This window comes from Mucilaginibacter sp. CAU 1740 (assembly GCF_039839285.1).
Taxonomy (GTDB): domain Bacteria; phylum Bacteroidota; class Bacteroidia; order Sphingobacteriales; family Sphingobacteriaceae; genus Mucilaginibacter.
In genome coordinates this window covers 30,978-51,773 of record NZ_JBDOQS010000008.1, presented here as the reverse complement: position 1 = coordinate 51,773, position 20,796 = coordinate 30,978, and the positions used below count along the sequence as shown (strand labels likewise).

13 protein-coding genes are annotated in these 20,796 nt (G+C 45.4%); 5 read left to right on the top strand and 8 right to left on the bottom strand.

Translation table 11 applies throughout. The features are described from left to right. Window positions 1–206: 206 nt before the first annotated feature. From AAFN85_RS17665 to AAFN85_RS17650, 4 genes are all read left to right on the top strand, one after another. Window positions 207–3,677, top strand: a complete 3,471-nt coding sequence (locus tag AAFN85_RS17665; protein ID WP_347528934.1) for a TonB-dependent receptor — start codon at window positions 207–209, stop codon at window positions 3,675–3,677. A gap of 23 nt (window positions 3,678–3,700) precedes the next feature. Beyond that, complete coding sequence (locus AAFN85_RS17660) at window positions 3,701–5,485, top strand: RagB/SusD family nutrient uptake outer membrane protein (RefSeq protein ID WP_347528933.1); 1,785 nt, start codon at window positions 3,701–3,703, stop codon at window positions 5,483–5,485. 137 nt (window positions 5,486–5,622) lie between these two features. Beyond that, a complete protein-coding gene (locus AAFN85_RS17655) occupies window positions 5,623–6,750 on the top strand; it encodes a heparan-alpha-glucosaminide N-acetyltransferase domain-containing protein (RefSeq protein ID WP_347528932.1) in 1,128 nt (375 codons plus the stop codon). Window positions 6,751–7,021: 271 nt separating this feature from the next. After that, window positions 7,022–8,929, top strand: coding sequence for a family 20 glycosylhydrolase (locus tag AAFN85_RS17650; RefSeq protein WP_347528931.1), 1,908 nt, complete (start codon window positions 7,022–7,024; stop codon window positions 8,927–8,929). Between the two features lie 203 nt (window positions 8,930–9,132). On the opposite strand, the gene AAFN85_RS17645 is transcribed toward AAFN85_RS17650, so the two are convergent. From AAFN85_RS17645 to AAFN85_RS17635, 3 genes are all read right to left on the bottom strand, one after another. Further along, window positions 9,133–10,746 (bottom strand): aminopeptidase P N-terminal domain-containing protein, encoded by a 1,614-nt coding sequence (locus AAFN85_RS17645; RefSeq protein ID WP_347528930.1) that lies wholly within the window; start codon window positions 10,744–10,746, stop codon window positions 9,133–9,135. Window positions 10,747–10,955: 209 nt separating this feature from the next. Next, window positions 10,956–11,951: a glycoside hydrolase family 43 protein gene (locus tag AAFN85_RS17640; RefSeq protein WP_347528929.1), complete on the bottom strand. Its 996-nt coding sequence runs from the start codon at window positions 11,949–11,951 to the stop codon at window positions 10,956–10,958. A gap of 219 nt (window positions 11,952–12,170) precedes the next feature. After that, window positions 12,171–13,418 carry a DEAD/DEAH box helicase gene (locus AAFN85_RS17635; RefSeq protein WP_347528928.1) on the bottom strand — a complete coding sequence of 416 codons (1,248 nt, stop codon included), beginning with the start codon at window positions 13,416–13,418 and terminating at the stop codon, window positions 12,171–12,173. Window positions 13,419–13,591: 173 nt separating this feature from the next. Here AAFN85_RS17635 and AAFN85_RS17630 point away from each other — a divergent pair, with 173 nt between their 5' ends. Next, on the top strand, window positions 13,592–14,092 hold the full coding sequence (locus AAFN85_RS17630) for a GNAT family N-acetyltransferase (protein ID WP_347528927.1): 501 nt from the start codon (window positions 13,592–13,594) through the stop codon (window positions 14,090–14,092). 108 nt (window positions 14,093–14,200) lie between these two features. On the opposite strand, the gene AAFN85_RS17625 is transcribed toward AAFN85_RS17630, so the two are convergent. From AAFN85_RS17625 to AAFN85_RS17605, 5 genes are all read right to left on the bottom strand, one after another. Beyond that, on the bottom strand, window positions 14,201–14,917 hold the full coding sequence (locus AAFN85_RS17625; protein WP_347528926.1) for a 2-phosphosulfolactate phosphatase: 717 nt from the start codon (window positions 14,915–14,917) through the stop codon (window positions 14,201–14,203). A 94-nt stretch (window positions 14,918–15,011) separates the two neighbouring features. Further along, window positions 15,012–16,091, bottom strand: a complete 1,080-nt coding sequence (gcvT, locus tag AAFN85_RS17620) for a glycine cleavage system aminomethyltransferase GcvT (RefSeq protein ID WP_347528925.1) — start codon at window positions 16,089–16,091, stop codon at window positions 15,012–15,014. A gap of 352 nt (window positions 16,092–16,443) precedes the next feature. Then, entirely contained in the window at window positions 16,444–16,932 is a 489-nt protein-coding gene (locus AAFN85_RS17615; RefSeq protein WP_347528924.1) for a thioredoxin fold domain-containing protein, read from the bottom strand. 39 nt (window positions 16,933–16,971) lie between these two features. Beyond that, window positions 16,972–17,988 carry a Gfo/Idh/MocA family oxidoreductase gene (locus AAFN85_RS17610; RefSeq protein ID WP_347528923.1) on the bottom strand — a complete coding sequence of 339 codons (1,017 nt, stop codon included), beginning with the start codon at window positions 17,986–17,988 and terminating at the stop codon, window positions 16,972–16,974. 232 nt (window positions 17,989–18,220) lie between these two features. After that, a complete protein-coding gene (locus tag AAFN85_RS17605) occupies window positions 18,221–20,662 on the bottom strand; it encodes a zinc-dependent metalloprotease (protein WP_347528922.1) in 2,442 nt (813 codons plus the stop codon). Between the last annotated feature and the right edge of the window lie 134 nt (window positions 20,663–20,796).

The following is a 20,796-nucleotide window of genomic DNA, read 5'->3' as shown; positions in this document are numbered from 1 at the left end:
AGAAACCTATGACAAAAAACTAACGCTCAATTATAACATAAAAAAGCCCGGATGTGCTACGAACACGCCCAGGCCTAAAAAGCAATCAAAGCTAATACCCTACGCTTGGGGAAGCACGTATTAACTGATTAACAAACAAATTTATGATTAATTTTTACAGAAAGTCCGCTCTGGCTGGAGGCCTGTGGCAAAAAACTATCAAAATTATGAAGCTGGTAACCGTTCTGCTCTTAACGGGCATTATGCAAATACACGCTGCCGCTTACTCGCAAAACGTTTACAATTTTAATGTAAGCAATATCTCTGTGAAGCAAATGTTTAAGCAAATTGAAAAAAGCAGTAAATACACTGTTTTTTACAGGCTTGACCAGGTAGATGTTGACAAAAAAATAAGCGTCGCCGCGCAGGATGCATCCATCGAAACGGTAATGAAACAGGTACTGCAAAAACAGGCCTTAACTTTTCAGGTGGTTGATGATATTATTGTGGTAAAACCGGCAAATGATAAGCCCATCGTTACCCTAACGGTTACCGGTGTGGTTAAAGATGCCACCGGAGCGCCGCTTCCGGGTGTTGCTGTAAAATTAAAAGGCAGTAATTTGGGTACCGTTACCGATATCAATGGTAAATACAACCTCACCCTGCCCGATGGTACAGGAACCCTCGAGTTTACCTTTTTAGGCTTCACCACTCAATCTATCCCGGTTGGTGGCCAAACCAGCATTAACGTTACCCTGATAGAAGAATCAAAAGCGTTAAACGAGGTTGTTGTGGTTGGTTATACCACGCAGAAAAAGAAGGATTTAACTGGTGCTGTAGCAGTGGTAAATGTTAAAGACCTGAATAAACAGGCAACTTCGTCTGTTATTAACCAATTACAGGGCCAGGCCTCTGGTGTTACTGTTACAGGTTCGGGTCAGCCGGGCGAAGAGCCGCAGATCCACATTCGCGGCTTTAACACCTTTGGCATCAACACTCCTTTATATATAGTTGATGGAGTAGAAACTACTGATGTAAGCACGCTTAACCCTAATGATATCGAATCGTTCCAGGTATTAAAGGATGCCAGCTCGGCCTCAATTTACGGTTCGAGGGCGGCAAATGGCGTTATTGTTATCACCACCAAAAAAGGTAAGGGCAAAGTAAGCATTCAGTACGATGCCTATTATGGCACACAAAAACCTAAAGGCGGCAATGTTTGGGATATGTTAAGCCCGACAGATATGGCTAAATTAAAAATGACCGCTCAAAAAAATTCGGGTATAACCGATTTTCAGGATGATCAATATAACCCTGATGGAGTTGGTTCAACATATACACTTCCTGATTACATAACGCCGGCCGGTGCAAAAAACGGCGACCCTGCGGTTGATCCGAAGCTATACTATGTAAATCCTAATTTTACGTCGCCCGATGATTATAATAGCTTTTACCGTATAACTAAAGCTAATAAAGCAGGTACCGACTGGTATCATGCTATTTTCAAAAACGCGCCCATTACCAGTCATAATCTATCGGTAAGCGGAAGTACTGAACAGGCCAGCTATCTGTTCTCGTTAAATTATTACAACCAACAGGGTACTTTGATAGACACCTATCAAAAACGGTACAGCCTGCGTTCAAACACCTCGTTTAACCTATCTAAACATATCAGGATTGGCGAAAACATAGCTTATTCAATTACAAAAAACCCAAAAGTAGGTGCTAACGACCCTGATGGTGTAATTACCATGGCCATTCGCGAGCAGCCTATTATCCCGGTTTATGATATTAAAGGCAATTACGCGGGCAGCTATGGCTCGGGCTTAGGCGATGCCAACAACCCGGTAGCTATTCAAAACCGCTCGGCAGTGAACGGCGCTGTTGATTACCGTATAATAGGTAACCTGTTTGCAGAGGCCGATATTTTAAAAGGCCTTACCCTACGTACCACCTTTGGCGGCGATATTACCAACGGGCACGACCACTACTTTAGCTACCCAACTTACGAAAACGTTGAAAACTCGTTAACAAACAGCTATTCGGAAGATTCGTATAGTAACTATACTTACAACTGGACAAACACTTTAACTTTTCAACGCGATTTTGGCAAGCATAATGTAAAGTTGCTGGCAGGTACCGAATCTGTTGCCAATTACAACTCAAGCATGGGGGCCAACAGTAAAAACTATTTCTCTTTTGATCCTAATTATGTAAACCTCTCAACCGGTACGCCAGGCAGCAATTACAGCGGTCAAAATACACAAACATTGTTCTCGTTATTTGCCCGTTTTGATTATGCTTATGATGATAAGTATTTGTTTAACTCAACTATCCGCAGGGATGGAGCTTCGCCTTTTTCTGATAAAAACAAATATGGATACTTCCCGTCTTTCAGCGGCGCGTGGCGGATCTCGCAGGAAAACTTCCTGAAAAGCACCAAATGGATCACCGATTTAAAGATCAGGGGTGGCTGGGGTATTATGGGTAACCAGATCAATATCAACCCGGAAAACGCCTTTACTACATTTAATACCAACATCGGTCAATCATTTTATCCTATTAACGGCGGACCGGATATTGTACCGGGCTTTTATCAGGCACAGATCGCCAACCCGAACGCTAAATGGGAAAAGGACATCAACACCAACTTTGGCTTTGATGCAACCCTGTTTAATGGCGAGATCTCGATCACGGCCGATTATTATCGTAAAGACATCCGCGACTTGTTGTTTAACGCGCCTCAGTTGGGCACAGCAGGCAACGGGGCCGCTCCTTTCATAAATGTGGGCGCAATGAAAACCGATGGATTGGATATATCTGTAACAGGTAACTTCAAAGCCAGCAGGGATCTTAACTTTAACGCTACAGGTACTTTAACCACTTATAATAACAAAATAAAAACGGTATCAACAGGTGCTGATTATTTTTATGGCAGCCACTCGGGCCGGTTAGATAATGCCGTAAGCCGCAACCAGGTTGGCCATTCGTTAGGAGAGTTTTATGGTTACCAGACTGATGGTTTCTGGAACTCCCAAGCCGAAATAGATGCAGCTAACGCATCGGCACAAAAAATTACCAATAACCCCGATGAGGTTTACCAAACTGATGTTAAGCCGGGCCGTTTTAAATACAAAGATGTGAACGGCGATGGGATAATTACTGATGCCGACCGTACTTTTATTGGTAATCCGAACCCTAAAGTTACAGCAGGCTTAAACCTAAGTGTTACCTATAAAAACTTTGATGCAAGCGTGTTCCTGTATGGTTCATTTGGAGGTAAGATCTGGAATAACGTAAAATACTGGACGGATTTTTATTCATCTTTCGAAACAGCTAAAAGCCACACCGCTTTGTACGATTCCTGGACGCCAACCAACCACAATGCCAAAGCGCCAATCCAGGAGCTTGATGCATCTACCAGCAGCGGCTCAACACCAAACTCGTACTTTGTTGAAAACGGCACTTATGTACGTATGCGTAACGCGCAGATAGGCTATTCATTCAACCTTAATAGCCTTAAGAAAATTGGTGTGCAAAAACTGAGGATCTACGCTTCGGCAACCAACCTGTTCACTATTACCGGCTACAAAGGTGTTGACCCTGAACTTAGCGGCAGTACTACCACTTTTGGTATTGACGAGGGTAGCTATGGCAGTCCGCGTACATTTTTATTTGGTGTTAACTTTTCATTATAACAGATTATTCAAGGAGGATTACGATGAAAGCTTTAAAACATATCACAACGATACTGCTGGGTACACTGGCACTTGGCGCGTGTAAAAAATCATATTTAGATAAACCGCTAACCGGCGCACTTGAGCCACAGTTTTTACAAACCGAAGAAGGGGCGAACCAATTATTGATTGGCGCTTATGCCGTGCTTGACGGGCAGCAAGGCGGCGACGCCGCTATTGGCGGCGGCGGCGCGTGGGAAGCAGCACCAGACAATTGGATCTATGGCGGTGTTGCCGGCGGTGATGCATCCAAAGGCAGTGTGGCTGGTGATCAGACACCTATCGAGCCGATCATGAAATACAACTCGGACGGTAGCAATACCTTTTTCGACTCGAAATGGAAAGCCGATTATGAAGGCGTTTCGCGTTGCAATAACACCATCAAATCAATCATGAGCATCCCTAAAATAACCGATGCTGCCAAAACAAACCTGTTGGCACAAACACGGTTTTTGAGGGCACACTACTATTTCGATTTGAAAAAGATGTTTAACAACGTTCCATATCTTGATGAAACCAGCACTGAAATTAACCTGCCTAATTCAGGTGTTGATGTATGGGCGAAGATAGAGGATGATTTTAAATACGCTTATGCCAATTTACCCGGCACACAGCCAGATGCAGGCCGTGCTAATAAATGGGCCGCTGGCGCATACCTTGCCAAAACCTATCTTTTTGAGCATAAATACACCGATGCCAAGCCAATTTTTGATGCGGTGATAGCACAGGGCGTAACAGCCAATGGCAAAAAATACGCGCTTAATGCCAAGTTTAATGATAACTTCCGCACGGCAACTAACAACAGCGCCGAATCTGTATTTGCTGTGCAGGCCGCGGCCAATGCCGATCCTAATGGCCCATCGCAAGCTAATAACGGCGACATGCTGAATTTCCCATACGGTAACAGCAGTCCGTTTAGCTGCTGTGGTTTTTACCAGCCATCTGTTGATCTGGCCAACCACTTCCGCACCAACCCAACAACCGGCTTGCCTTACCTTGACGATTATAACAGCCACGCCCTTAAAACCGACATGAACGTAGCATCATCAAAAAGCTTTACACCTGATGCCGGCACTATCGATCCGAGGTTAGACTGGACAGCCGGCCGCCGTGGTATCCCATATCTTGATTGGGGTTTGCACCCAGGTTCTGACTGGATCCGCGATCAGGCTTATGCAGGTCCGTACTCGCCGCTTAAAAACGTTTATGGCCAGGCCGAGCAGGAAACCAATGGCGATAATACATCGTGGGCGCCGGGTTCTGGTATCAATTACAACATTATCCGTTATGCCGACGTACTACTGATGGCAGCCGAAGTTGAGGCACAGGTTGGAAGCCTTGATAAAGCCGAGGGCTACGTGAACCAGGTACGTAACCGCGCCGCCAACCCCGAAGGTTTTGTACATAAATACATTGATGATGAAGACCCAACAGGCGGCTTTACCGATGAGCCTGCCGCTAATTACAAAGTAAGCCCATATTTGGGTGGCGCTTTTGCGAGTAAAGATTTTGCATTGAAAGCTATATACTTCGAGCGCAAAATTGAACTGGCTATGGAAGGTCACCGCTTTTTTGACCTGGTGCGCTGGGGTATTGCAGATACCGAGCTTAACGCCTATATCGCTTTTCAAAGCACGCAAACCAACGATGTTAAGGGCGGCAAATTTTTGAAAGGCAAAAACGAATATTATCCTATACCGCAAAGGGAAATTGACCTAAGCGTAAAAGGAGGGTCACCTGTTTTGAAACAAAATCCGGGCTACCATTAATTAAAAGCTGAAAGCGAAAGGCTTAAAGCCGAATGCTATAACGTATCGGAGGAACTTGTTTTCTCCGATACGTTTATTATCTTGCCTTAACATCCCTGCTTTTTTTAAGCTGATTATAAACTCATTTTAACCCTTTTATGGATAAATCATCATCGCGGTTTTTATCGCTGGATGTGTTTCGTGGCATGACCTTGTGTTTCATGATCATTGTTAACACGCCTGGCAGCGGGGCAGCGCCCTTTTCGCCGCTTGAACATGCCGCCTGGCACGGCTTCACCCCAACAGATCTTGTTTTCCCTTCGTTTTTATTTGCCGTAGGCAATGCCATGAGCTTTTCGATGAAACGCTACCAGGAAATTGGTAACGCGGCCGTGTTAAGCAAAATTTTCAGGCGTACGCTGCTCATATTTTTGATAGGCTACCTGATGTACTGGTTCCCGTTCTTTTCGATGAATGGCGGCTTCCATTGGAAACCTATTGACACTACCCGCATTATGGGCGTTTTGCAGCGTATAGCCTTGTGCTATTGCTTTGCCTCGCTCATGATCCATTTTCTGGCCAAGCGCACAGTTATTATTCTGTCGATATTATTCTTAGTACTCTACTGGGTTCTGCTGCTCATCTATAGCAATCCAACCGATCCGCTAAGCATGACAGGTAACGCAGGCATTTACCTCGATAAATTTTTATTTGGCGATAAACACCTGTATCATGGTGAGGGTATTCCGTTCGATCCCGAAGGCGTGCTAAGTACCCTGCCAGCTATAGTTAACGTAGTGGTTGGCTATTACGCCGGCAAATTTGTGCAGCAAAAAGGCAAAGGATATGATACCACAACCAAGCTGCTGCTAACCGGTTGCCTGTTCATTTTCCTGGCCCTATGCTGGAATATGGTTTTCCCCATCAACAAAAAACTGTGGACAAGCTCGTTTGTACTGGTAACCACCGGGCTTGATCTGGTGATCCTTTCGGCTTTGATCTACGCCTTAGAGATCAACAACTGGAACAAAGGTAACTGGGCCAAATTTTTCACTACCATGGGTAAAAACCCGCTGCCGGTTTACGTACTATCGGAGATCCTGCTGATCCCGGTGAGCATGATCATCATCAGTGGCACAAACGCTGTAGATTGGATCAACAATGTTTTTTACCAGGTGATAGCGCCGGGACCAATAGGCTCATTGCTGTTTGCGATAAGCTTTATGCTGGTTTGCTGGTTGGTGGCTTATTTGTTGGATAAGAAGAATATTTATATCAGGGTGTGATGTCTGAACCGTGATTTGGGTGGATTGGTTGGATGCGCAGGATTTTGTCTGAACTCGAATTTTAAGGAATTATATCAATTTATGGAAGTTGCTTAGCATTCCGGCTATTCTTTAAATTTTTGAAAATTCGAGTTCAGACAATAAGGCCAATCAGCGAAATCAACGTAATTAAAAAAATCAACGGTCAAAAATACCTCTCATAACTTTTTAATTTTATTTAAAAAGTTTAATTTGCATACATCCAGTTCAAAACATAACTAAATAGTTTTTTATGAAGAAATTATCCTTATTGCTCTGCGGATGCGTGGCGCATTTTGTATCGGTTGCGCAAGTAAGCAAGCCTGCACTCGCGCTTATTCCGCAACCGGTAAAGGTTACGCAAACTACGGGGCAGTTTGTGCTGCCTAAAACCATTGTGGTTGAAGCGGCATCTTCGGCCGATGTAGCTAACGTTACCGCTTATCTTAAAAGAAAGCTTTCTACGTCAACCGGGGCTTTTATCACCGTAAAAAGTGTCGCGCCAACCGCGCCTATCAGGCTTGTGTTGAATAAAACTGCCGATACGCTGATCAAAACCGAGGGGTATAAACTATCGGTAACACCTAAAAAAGTGGTGATCCGCGCTAATGACGCTGCCGGCTTGTTTTATGGTGTACAAACATTTTTCCAGCTGTTGCCTAAAGAAGTTGAAGGCCTTGAGGTTGCTAAAGGCGTAATCTGGGCTGCACCGGCGGTTGAAATTACTGATTATCCGCGTTTTGCCTGGAGAGGTTTGATGTTTGATGTAGCGCGTCACTTTTTTACCAAGGCCGAGGTTAAGCAATACATTGATGCCATGGTTAAGTATAAATTCAATCTACTGCACTTGCACCTAACCGACGATGAAGGCTGGCGCGTTGAAATTAAAAGCCTGCCAAGGTTAACCGAAGTAGGATCGCACAACGTAAAAAAAGTTGGTCAGTTTGGTACTTTTACCCCACCGGCTGCCGATGAGCCACGTACCTACGGCGGTTTCTATACACAGGACGACATTAAAGAACTGGTGCAATACGCTAAAGACCGCTTTGTAAACATCCTGCCCGAAATTGATGTTCCCGGCCATAGTCTTGCCGCCGTGGTTGCCTATCCAGAGCTTTCATGTACCCCCGGTGCCGATAAATATGTAGTAAACTCGGGCGAGCCTTTTATGGACTGGAGCGGCCCGCATAACCGTGCTATTGTTGATAACACCCTTTGCCCGGCCAACGAAGCTGTTTATACTTTTTTAGATAAGGTGGTTACCGAGGTTGCCCAACTGTTTCCTTTCGGCTATATCCATTTAGGTGGCGATGAATGTGCTAAAAACTTCTGGGAGCAAAGCGATGCGATCAAAGCGCTGATGGCTAAAGAAAACCTCAAAACGATGAGCGAGGTACAGGCCTATTTTGAAAAGCGTTTGGAAAAAATTGTTGAGTCGAAAGGCAAAAAGTTTATGGGTTGGGACGAGATCATTGAAGGTGGCCTTGGCCCTAACGCGGCTGTAATGAGCTGGAGAGGTATTCAGGGCGGTATCACAGCTGCCAAAGCCGGTCATGAGGTGGTGATGAGCCCTACAACATTCGCTTATCTTGACTACATGCAAAGCGATCGTGTAAACGAAACTAAGATCTATGCAACCCTGCGCCTAAGCAAAACCTACTCATGGGAGCCGGTGCCAGATAGCGTTGATGCCCGCCTCATCAAAGGCGGACAAGCCAACCTTTGGACAGAGCAGGTGTACAACATCCGCCAGGCCGAATACATGACCTGGCCACGCGGTATGGCAGTTGCCGAAAACGTATGGTCAGCTAAGGGGCCTAAAAATTGGGATGGTTTCTTTAGTCGTGTTGAAAAACATTTCCCACGGTTTGATGAGGCCGAAACTAAAATCGCTCCAAGTGCTTACGATCCATCTTTCAATGCTACCTTGAATGCGGATAGCACATTGAAAATAACGCTTACTAACGAGGTGAACGGGTTGGATACTTATTATAGTTTTGATAACTCGTTCCCGGATAGGTTTTACCCTAAATACACCACACCAATAGATGCACCTAAGGATGCCACTTTATTACGGGTGATCACTTATCGTGGTAAAAAACCAATTGGCCGTATGGTTACCATGCCGTTGGCTGAGTTGAAGAGCAGGATAAAGAAGTAAAGATACTCACATAATGAAAAAGCCTTTCGGATAAGTTCCGAAAGGCTTTTTCATTATCTCCGTTTTAGTCGCTCGGCTCCAGCCGAGTGTCAGCTACTTTGCGGCGTCTCGCCGCCGTAGTAAACAGTAGTAGGCCAGAGGCCTACCGGGTAGTCGCCACTCGGCTGGAGCCGAGCGGCAGTGTTGTTATTCTATTTTAGTACCTACTTCAAAGCCGGAAACTTAGCCGCTTCAAAAATACTTTTCTCGGTAGCGGCCTTCTCTACATCCTGCCATTTACGCGGCGCGTCGATAGATAAATTGGTACCACCATCTTTACCTATTTGCACATCATCTTCAATACGCACACCAATATTCCACCATTTTTTATCGCATGGACTACCAGCCGGAATGTAGATACCGGGCTCAACAGTGATCACCATATTCTCCTCCAAATTACCTCTACCGCCTTTATCATGCACATCAAGCCCCAAATGGTGCGAAACTCCGTGAGGGTAGTATTTGCGTACTTCCGAAGCATCTTTAATAATACCTAATTTGATCAGCCCGGCCGATAATACCTCAGCTGTTTTTTGCTCCAGGCTGGCGTAAGGCACACCTGCTTTGCACAGTTTAAAAACCTCTTCCTGGGCATCATAAACCAGTTGGTAAATAGCTTTCTGCTCTTCGCTGAATTTGCCGTTGGCCGGTACCGTACGGGTTACATCGGCAGAGTAGCCGTGGTATTCGGCACCAACATCCATCAGCAGTAACTGGTTATCTAATTTAGTGGCCGAGTTTTCTTCGTAGTGCAGGATACAGCCATTGCCACCAGCGCCAACAATTGGCGGATAGCCTTCATCTTCGGCACCGTAACGCTTGTGAACGTACATCATGATGCCTTCCACCTCACGTTCGCTCATAGATGGTTTAACGGCTCTCATTACTTCCAGGTGCGCAAGGCTTGAGATCTGGATGGCTTTTTTCAATACCGCTATCTCTTCCGGCGTTTTTACACCGCGAAGCTTGGTAGTAAATGTGTTAAATCCCCATGTTCCACTTATTGTATTACCAATTTTGCTTTTAACTGCTGCCAGGGTAACGGAATCGGGTTTGGCTAATAACTCCTGCACCATAGGGCTTGCCTTGCTTAAATCACTATACCGAGCTTTAAAAAAGGTAACCATACGTGCAAGATTTTGAGGTGTTGTACGGTTAGCAATAATGATCATATCGCTTAAAGCCTGTCTATCAACATCAGGAATGCCCAGCTTACTTTTAAAAGCTGCTATTAGTTTTTTAAGTTCACCGGCAGATCCATCGCCTGTAACATCCTCAGGTAGGTTGTCGTAATATACATTACTGAATTTTTTAAAATCGATAGGAAATTTGGCGAAGTCATCGCTATTGTAAACGCGCTTGAAGCCCAATTGCGATTTAGCACCATCAACCCCTAACCGGCGACCAGTCCACTGTTCGCGGGCGGCATTACGCTGGCGTACAAACAGAACTTCATTATAGCTGCTATCGCCATCGGCCTGCATATCTTTAAATACTAAAAGCACCGCGTTAGGCTCTTTGTATCCCGAAAAGTAATACAGATCGGGGTTAGGGTGGTAAACATAGTTTACGTCGTTAGCGAAAACCTGCTCAGGAAAGGAAAACAGTACCGTTACCGAGTTGGCGGGCATCAAATCGCGAAGGGCTTGTCGCCTTCCGGCATGAAATTCTTTGCTTAAATAATCAGTGGGTAAGTTTTGGGCGGTTTGCGCGAAGGTGCGGCTGCTACCGCAAAGGGCAAGTACTACTACTAAGGCCCTGCAAAAAGATCGGGTCATAATGATAAAGGGTTTGTCAGTCAATTAAACGGCTTAAGATACTAAATATCAAGGGGAATTACCGTCACCCTTTTAGGGGGAAAAGAGGGAAAGTCAACTGTTCACCACCACGTCATTGCGAGGCGCGAAGCAATCGCGAACTATACAGGGCTGCCCTGCTTCCGTGCGATTGCTTCGTACCTCGCAATGACGAGTAAAGAAAAATGCGCTTACTTAATCTTCCTTGCCGTTACACCTTCATTGGTGATCTTTACCGGCAGGATCTTTCCATCCTTATCAAAATAGATCTTATCGATACAGGTAACTCTATGGTTGCCATCAGTTTCGGTAAGGGGGCGGCGGTGGTAAACAATATACCATTCATCCTTACCTGGCACCTGGATCATGGAGTGGTGACCTGCGCCTGTAGCAATGCTGGCATCCTGTTTCAGTATAGTACCAATGCGGTTAAACGGCCCAAACGGCGAATCGCCAATAGCATAGGCCACGCGGTAATCCGGACCAGTCCAGCCCCCTTCGCTCCACATAAAATAGTATTTGCCTTTGCGTTTAAACATTACAGGGCCTTCCACGTAATCTTTCGGGGTGATCAGCTTATAAGTTTCGCCGTTTTCAAATGGCACTACGCCGGTAAAATCGTTTTTCAGTTTTACGATGTTACATTGTCCCCAGCCACCGTAAATCATGTAGTACTGGCCGTCATCATCTTTAAAAACAAACTGATCAATAGGTTGGGCTTTATTAATGATCTGGCCTATCAATGGTTTGCCTAACAGGTCTTTAAACGGACCTTCGGGTTTATCGCCAACAGCTACGCCTATACCGCCAACTTCGTTGTTGTTCTGGATATCATTTGCACCGAAAAAGATGTAATATTTGCCATCTTTGTCAGTTACTGCTGGTGCCCACATAGCGCGTTTAGCCCATTTTACAGCCGCGGTATCAATGATGTGCGGGTGCTTTGTCCAATGTACCAGGTCGGGCGATGAAAACGCATCCATGAATATCTGATCGTTGTATTTGGCCGAATAGGTAGGGTATACCCAGTATTGCTTATTGAAAATTTTGGCTTCCGGGTCGGCGTACCAGCCTTCAAAAATGGGGTTGCCTGATGTTTTTTTATCCTGAGCTGAAGCTTTATTAGCAAACGGTAATAATGCCAAACCAACACCGAGCAGGAAAGTGATTTTTTTAGGAATATGCATTGGGAATGATTTTGGGTTCTAAGATATTAAAATCGATAAAACGTTTTAGTAAAATCAGAAATTACTTTTTCGAAGTAAAACAAAAAGACGTCATTATAAGGTACAGCTTGTCCCGAATTTATTTCAGGAAAGCAATCGCGAACTATACAGGGTGGACCTGCTAATTGGGGATTGCTTCGTACCTCGCAATGACGCCTTCAATATTTTTTCAACTCTCGCCTATGGCTTCGAGTTACCCGTATTCTGCTGTTTTGGTTTCTTTTTACCCCAACGGCGGTTTGGCTTACGCTTATTGTCGCCTCCGCCACCTTGTGATTGCTCGGGTTTTAGTGGTTGTATGGAAGCCAATTCGTCAGGAAGGTCCATCAGCCTGATCGGTTTTTCGATCAGCTTTTCGATGTTTTTCAGCTTACGCTCGTCGCGGTGGTTTACAAAAGTGATGGCAGTACCGGTAGTAGCAGCGCGCGCTGTACGGCCTATGCGGTGGATATAATCTTCCGGATCGCCGGGAACATCATAGTTAATTACCAGGTCGATGCCCTCAACATCAATACCACGCGAAAGAGCATCGGTACCGATAATAACGGGAAGTAGTTTATTCTTGAACTTCAGCAGGATCTCTTCACGCTCTTTCTGCTCCAGATCGGAGTGGAATGCCATGGCATTGATCTTGATGGCCTTAAGTTCTTTGTATAATGATTTAACAATTTCCTTGCGGGATGCGAAAATGATGATGCTGGTAAAAGCCGAATCTTTAAGGATGTGCTGAACCAACGGCGTTTTCTGCTGATCATGTGCACGGTACACCTGCTGATCGATACCAACAGCCGGTTGTGAAATAGCGATATTGATCTGTTCAGGATCTTTTAAAATAGCTTTGGCTAACGAACGGATGCGGCCCGGCATAGTGGCCGAAAACAGCAATGTTTGACGCTCCTTAGGCAGATAGCTGATGATCCGCATAATATCATCCGAAAAACCCATATCCAGCATGCGGTCAGCCTCATCCAATACCAAATGGGTAAGATGACTAAGCTTCAGCACGCCCGAAGTAAGGTGGGCGATAAGCCTGCCGGGGGTTGCCACAATGATGTTTACATTATTCTGGATGCCACGGCGTTGCTGTTCATAAACAATACCATCGCCGCCGCCAAAAACAGCAATCGAACTGATGCCTGTAAAATAAGCAAGACCTTCAACCTGTTGATCTATCTGTTGGGCAAGCTCGCGGGTAGGGGCTAAAATCAGCGCGTTGGTATGGTGTTTATTGCCCTGGCTAATTGCGTTGAGCACCGGCAACAGGTAAGCGCCGGTTTTACCGGTGCCTGTTTGTGCGCAGGCTATTAAATCCTTGCCTTCCATAATGGTAGGGATGGCCATAGCCTGTATAGGAGTTGGTGTGGTGAACCCCATGCTCTCTACACCTTCAAACAACTGCTCGTTAAAATTAAAATCCTGAAAAGTCACTATATCTTGTATGTAAGATATGCAAGGTATAAAATTTAAACGGTAAATGAGGGTTTTATGCCTAATTACGCTACGGTTAGAGCAACCAGATCACATCATTTTCTCATTAATTGACACGCATTTTACCTAAGCCGTGTGCAACAACCATTCAAAAAATTTACTTTTGGTTACCTATGAGTATTATCACACAAACGCACCGCCTGCTGATCCGCGAATTTACCCCCGATGATGAGGAACTTTCTATGCTGATAGATGCCGACGACCGCCTCACACAATATGTAAAAAAGCGTACCCCGGAAGAAAGCAAACAGGTTTTTAAGGATACCCTGAAAGATTACAAGAACAAAACAGGACTTGGCCGCTGGGGAATTTTCAATGTAGCCGACAATGATTTCATAGGCGTATGCATCATGAAACCCAGCGATTACGACCGCAATCACATTGAACTGGGCTACCGCCTGCACTTCAAATACTGGGGGCAAGGCATAGCAACCGAACTGGCCGAAGCGCTGATCAACTACGGGTTAAATAAAGTAGGATTGAACGAGATCTGCGCGGTTACCCACCCCGAAAACGTGGCATCGCAAAAGGTGTTGATAAAAGCGGGTTTTGTACGTGATGGTTCGGTGTTTTGGTATGGCGAGAATGTGCCGTTTTTTAGGGTGAGAAAATAGGTTAATTAAGAACGTCATTGCGAGGCATGAAGCAATCGCGAACTATACAGGGCGAATATGCTTCCGTGCGATTGCTTCGTTCCTCGCAATGACGATGGGAGATATTTTCTAACCCAACTTCACTAACTTATCTCCCTCCAAAACCGGGATAGCCGTTGTCAAATCTATCTGCAAGCAAAACTCAATATCTTTCTCTATCCCTAACTTCTTCAACCTTTCGCCGTGCGAGGTTTTTTTAAGGTATTGAGTGATATCGTTTTTACCTATCTGGAACAGGTCGTTAGCGGCAATGGCGGCATCATCCAGCACAAAACCGTTATCCTTTAGTTGCTCAACCACGGCACCTGCAAACAGGGTATCCTCCAGGTTAAAATTGTTTTTCCAGCCGGCGCATACCAGCAGGATGTTTTCGTTTTGCGTTTTAAGCCAGTTGCTTAACGATGTAAGGTTCAGGAACGAACCGATCGCTATTTTTTTAGCGGCGCGCGATAAGTGCAGCGCGTGTGTACCGTTGGTTGTGGTTAGCACAATGGTTTTACCATCAACCTTTTCTTTAGTATATGAAAATGGCGAATTACCAAAATCAAAGCCTTCAACTACCGATCCGTCGCGCTCGGCGGCGAGAAGGTAATCCAGCCCTTTCTCTCTATACGCGGCACACTCCTCAACCTGTGATACCGGGATAATAGCCTCAGCACCGTTTTCAATACCATAACATATAGATGATGTTGCCCTGAAAATATCAATAACCACTACGATGTAATCTTCCACGTTAAAAAGTGGCAATAGCGCAGGGGTAAGGCAAACGTGTAAACTTTTTTTCATTGTGATCGGTCATTAGGTCATTGAGTCATCAGGTCATTGGTTAAGCCGATAAAAAAATGACTTAATGACCAATGACCCGAAGGAAATGACCTATTTATTTATAAAACGGCGGTTTTACAATCTTCGCCTTGATCTTATTATCCCTGATACTGATGTAAATCTCGGTACCTTCTTTAGCGAAAGTGGTATCCACATAACCCATCCCGATAGCTTTTTGCAACGATGGAGATTGTGTACCCGAAGTTACTTTACCAATGCTGTTGCCATCGGCGTCAACAATAGGGTAATCATGACGGGGGATACCGCGATCGATCATTTCAAAACCTACCAGTTTGCGGCTTACACCTGCTTGTTTCTGGGCTTGCAGAGCTTCGGCATTGGTAAATTCTTTATTGAATTTGGTTACCCAGCCTAAACCGGCCTCAAGCGGCGATGTGGTATCGTCAATATCATTACCGTACAGGCAGAAACCCATTTCCAAACGCAAGGTATCACGCGCGCCTAAGCCAATTGGTTTAATACCGAAAGGTTCGCCTGCTTTGAAGATCGCATCCCAGATCTGGTCGGCGTATTGGTTTTCGAAGTAGATCTCGAAACCGCCCGCGCCTGTGTAGCCCGTTGCCGATATTACTACATTATCAACACCGGCAAATGTACCTTTGGTAAACGTGTAATACTCCATAGATACCAGGTCGGTATCGGTAAGGCTTTGCAGTGCTTCGGCTGCTTTAGGGCCTTGAATGGCCAACAGCGAAGTGCGATCTGATATGTTTTTCATATCTACGCCCTTGGTGTTGTACTTGCTGATCCAGTCCCAGTCTTTATCGATGTTTGATGCGTTAACTACCAGCATGTAGGTTTTATCGTCAATACGGTAAACCAGCAGGTCGTCAACAATACCGCCGTCTTCATTTGGCAGGCATGAGTATTGAACTTTGCCATCGTATAGCTTTGATGCATCGTTGCTGGTAACGCGTTGTATCAGGTCGAGTGCGTTCTCGCCCTTTAAAATAAACTCGCCCATGTGGCTTACATCAAAAACGCCAACGGCTTTGCGTACGGTTTCATGCTCGGCGTTAATGCCCACGTATTGCACGGGCATATTGTACCCTGCAAACGGAACCATTTTGGCACCCGCTTTTATGTGGGTTTCGGTTAATGCGGTATTCTTCATCGTCAACTTAAATATGGGCGCAAAGGTAGTTATTACGGTTGATTTTTTTGTTCGGTGGATGGTTTTGATTTTGGTGATTACGGTGATGGCTAAAGCATGCTTTTAACCCCAATTTGTCATTTCGATAGAGCAGGGCGGGATAGCGTGCCGGGGCGAAAGAGAAATCTTGTACGCCCGACAAAGGGGCTATGCATTCGTAGAAGCACAGCGTACAAGATTTCTCCTCACTCGCCCGCACTTTCCAACCCGCAGTTCGTCGAAATGACATACTTTTTTTAGGATGAGCGGATCTAAAACAACAAAGCCGGTTAAACTTATCGCTTAACCGGCTTTGTCAATATCTAAAGTATATTTAAACCTTCTTCACAGCCTCCATCAGCACCGGAATTTTCGGTACTTTATCATAGGCCTGCACCAGTTTACCATATTTATCATAAAGGGCGATATAAGGCGTGGTTTGTACGTGGTAAAACTTTTGCACCAGATAGGTATAGCCCTCAGTACCGATGGTTATGTTATGGTACTTGGCCAGATCAAAATCGCGCTGAAAAGTTTGGATCCCTTTTAGCATCGGCATAAAGGTGATCATCACTATCTGCACGTCTTTCATTTTAGGCAGCTCCGGTTTCAGATCGTACATCAGGTGCTGGCAGTGACCGCAATCAGGCGAGAAATAGATCACCATTACCGGCTTGTTCTTTTTAAGGTTAGCCGGGGTTACGTAAACACTATCGGTTGTCAGGATGTGATATGGCGGAAGCCCCGAGTTGGCGGGCGGCGTTTGGGCCTGGCTACAACCAGCGGCAACGATAAGACAAAGTAGTAAATACAGTTTTTTCATTATTTTAATCGGCGTTTAATAAGCATAGTTACAATATTTTTAGCTTTCAAGCAATTCTATCTGCCAGGCAACGTGCTCTTCAGTTACAGGGAATAACGCATTTTCGCGTACCGTATGATATACGGCATCAAAAATACCATTATAATTACCTTTTGGTGACTTGATCCACTCTACCGTTTTCTGTCCGTCTGCACCCATTAGTACCAGTTTACCATCGCTGCCTTCTGGTTCAATACCAAAACCGTCATCGTTTGGCATCATATCAGCATCAAGCTGCGCTTCCTGTACATCGGTGCGCATTTTTACAAAGCTACCTAAGGTGCCGTGTACCACAAAGCCATAGGTATGCTCGGCAATAAGCAAGCCCGAGGTTAGGAATACATTCAGTTGGTTGGGATATTTAAGGTGGATATTAAAATAATCGTCAACCTGCGAATCGGGCCGATAAGCTGCGGTTGTTTTCTCATAGCTCAACGGTCGGCCGAAAATGCTGATGGCATTATCAACCAGGTGCGCCCCAAGATCATAAGTCAGGCCGTTGCCCGGAACACCTGCCGTCTCTTTAAACTTTTTAACGCCGATAGCCATGCGGTACCTATCCAGGCGGAAATGTACTTCCATTAAATCGCCCAGGCGGCCGCTTTCTATCACTTCTTTTACGGATAGGAAGCCGCTATCGTACCTGCGGTTTTGGTAAACCATTACTTTCAGGTCGAGTTTACGACCAAGATCATACAAGGCTTTAACCTCGCTAACGGTCACGGCCGCAGGCTTTTCGATGAACACGTGTTTGCCTGCGTTTAATGCCTGCACAGCGTAATCAAAGTGGGTATTGTTTGGGGTGTTTACAATGATCAGTTCTATCTCATCATCATTCAGCAATTCTTCTACAGTATCGTAGCTTATTACATCGGGGTATTTTTTACCGGCCTTTTTTTCGTGGCGCTCAACTACGGCTTTGAAAGTAAAACCGGGATTGGTAGTTAAAAAAGGAGCATGAAAAATCCTGCCCGACATTCCGTAGGCCATCAGGCCGGTTACTATAGGTTTCGACATCGCGTTTTTATAGGTTTTAATATTATTCTTAAGTTGTTCAAAGTGCCGGATTTGATTTAGCTACATGCAAGCAATCTGCTTCTTGGAGTTTGTAAATTCTGTTTCTCCGGGCGTCATTGCGAGGTACGAAGCAATCCCCAATAAGCAGGGGAGCTATGCAAATCCGCTCTGTACAGTCGGGGATTGCTTCGTACCTCGCAATGACGTCTTTTATATTTTTTTTAATTGCCCATCACATTCCGCAGGCCATATCATCCATCCCAATTGGCGAACCGTCGGGCATGCTTACCGCCGCGGCGGGTTTAAACTTGTCCGGGTTACCGTCAAACTGTTTTATCTGGCTTAAACCAAACAACAGGTTGGCTTTGGTTGATCCTGTTGCGGTTACAGAAGCCTTCTGCATCCATGCCTTCAGATCGGTTATCTGCAATAATGCTATCCCCCGCACACTTTCGGCTACCGAGCCATCGGCAGCTAAAGTTAGTAATTGTTTTAGGGTTAAATTGTTTACCAGCCTTTGCAACTCGCCTTTGTATCCGCTTTGTTGCGGGGTTTGCCAGGTGAGGGCGATAAGCTTATTCAAAACCGGCAATAAGCCCGGCTGGGTATTATCTCTCGAATTATATTCAACCAAACGTGCCGCGCGCTGAGGTTGCAGCATAAAATTTAAGGTAGCACCTGCGGCAGATTCGGCGGCAGCCATCGGATCGAACGTTACCCCGGTATGTGATTTAAAAGTTTCCTGTGTACGCGGATAGCCTACCGGCCTTGGTGGGATTTTTTCTATCAGCTTTTCGGGCAGGGCCAAAGCTTCGGGGCTTAAGGTGGCCATTAAAGCGTTAAAGGCTTTCCACTGCTCGGCAGGAGGGACGAATTTGGTTACCGTTTGCCCGTCGTTTTTTAAAGCGTAGGTATAGTAAAGCCCGCCCAACATTTTGCTGGCAGCTTCAGTTTGGTAGCGATGGATGAGGTACATCGGCACCAAAACCTCTTCGATGGTGGCCATTGGCGCATCCTGCCTGACGGCTTTTTCCGAAAAATTACTGATCACTTGCTTGCGAAGCGCCATCAAACGGTTCAATTCATCCGCCGCGTTATTACCGCTATCCCAGAGATGGGCCTGCGGATGGGCGCTGCCTGCGGGGCGGGCATCCTCATCGCTAATGTATTGAAAACCCTGTTTCAGGGTTTCGTTCATGATCTCTTTTAAAGCTTTATCTTCATCCGTTCCCGGCGCAAAATCCTGGTAACCGTATAAAATGGCACGTTTATCCCAACCTCCTATTTCGGTTTTATAAGCATCACTTAAATCAATAGTACCATCAGCTTTTAGGGTGATGGTTGGCGGCGGGTAATCCATTACCGATGCCCGGCCATTTACACTGGCTGTAAAATTATGCAGCAGGCCAAGCGTATGCCCAACTTCATGCGCCGAAAGCTGCCTTAAGCGGGCCAAAGCCAGTTTAAGCATTTTATCGCTTACCGGTTTACCATCTTCATAAGGCTGCACCAGCCCCTCGGCAATTAAAAAATCCTGCCTGTCGCGCAGGGAACCTAAGGATACCTGGCCTTTAATGATCTCGCCGGTACGAGGATCAGCAATACTTTCGCCGTACGACCAGCCCCTGATTGACCGGTGTACCCACTGAATAATATTATACCGGATATCCATAGGGTCGGCATCGGCAGGTAACACCTCAACCTTAAAGGCGTTTTTATAACCCGCGGCCTCAAAAGCCTGGTTCCACCATGATGCACCTTCAATCAGAGCATTGCGTACCAGTTCCGGCGCGCCACGATCTACATAATAAACAATCGGCTTAACCGGTTCGCTCATTGCAGCGGAAGGGTCTTTCTTTTGCAGGCGATGGCGCATTAACAAGCGTTTCACTATCGGATCACTGATAGGGGTGGCAAAATCCATATATTCGGTATCGAAATAACCCGACCGTGGATCGAATTTGCGTACTTTATAGCCATCATCCGGCAGTTGGATAAACGATTGGTGCATGCGCACCGTAACCTTATCCGCATCTGGCGTAACCGAACGGATCTCATCTCCACGAGCTTTACCGCTTAAAGTGATGATGGCTTCGAACTCCGAATTTTGAGGAAAGTTTTTAGTATTGGGCAGATATACTGCCGAGGAATTTTCATCTGCCTGGTAATTGCCTTGTCCGCTATCATTTAGCTGATCGGCTATTTTCTGGCTATCGTTCAATAAAAAAGGGGTAAGGTCTATCAGCGCATGATCACCATTTTGGGCTACAGCCTTAAAGCCGAAGATCACTGATTGTGCAAAAGCTTCCTGAACAGATTTCCGTTCATCATCATTATTACTCACCGCCCTGAAATTATAGTTAGGCTGCACCAGCAATACTTTAGGGCCGCTTTTAATAAACTTTACAATGCGGTTGTTACCAATTTTGCCCCTGTCCAACCCCAAGGCGTTCGAACCTACACCGGCCGGTAGGGTATTGAGGTATAAGAACTCTTTATCCAGCTTATCCACATCAAGGTAGATCTTGCCTTCGGCCTCATCCCAATAAAAATCAAAATAACCCGGAAACTTTTTATAGTTTTTGGTTTTGGAAGCGATATCGTCTGTTTTTTGAGCGTTGGCAAAGGGCAGGCAAGCCGTTAACAACAGCAAAACGAGGGTGTATTTTTTCATGCGGCAGAAAGGGGTTTCTTGATTTTTAAAAATATTCAATTACCCGCCGCTATGCAAACCTATTTGAATACTAATTTTTCGAATTTAAACTACAGACCATGTGTTCATGTTAAGAATTTTCACACGAATTTTTA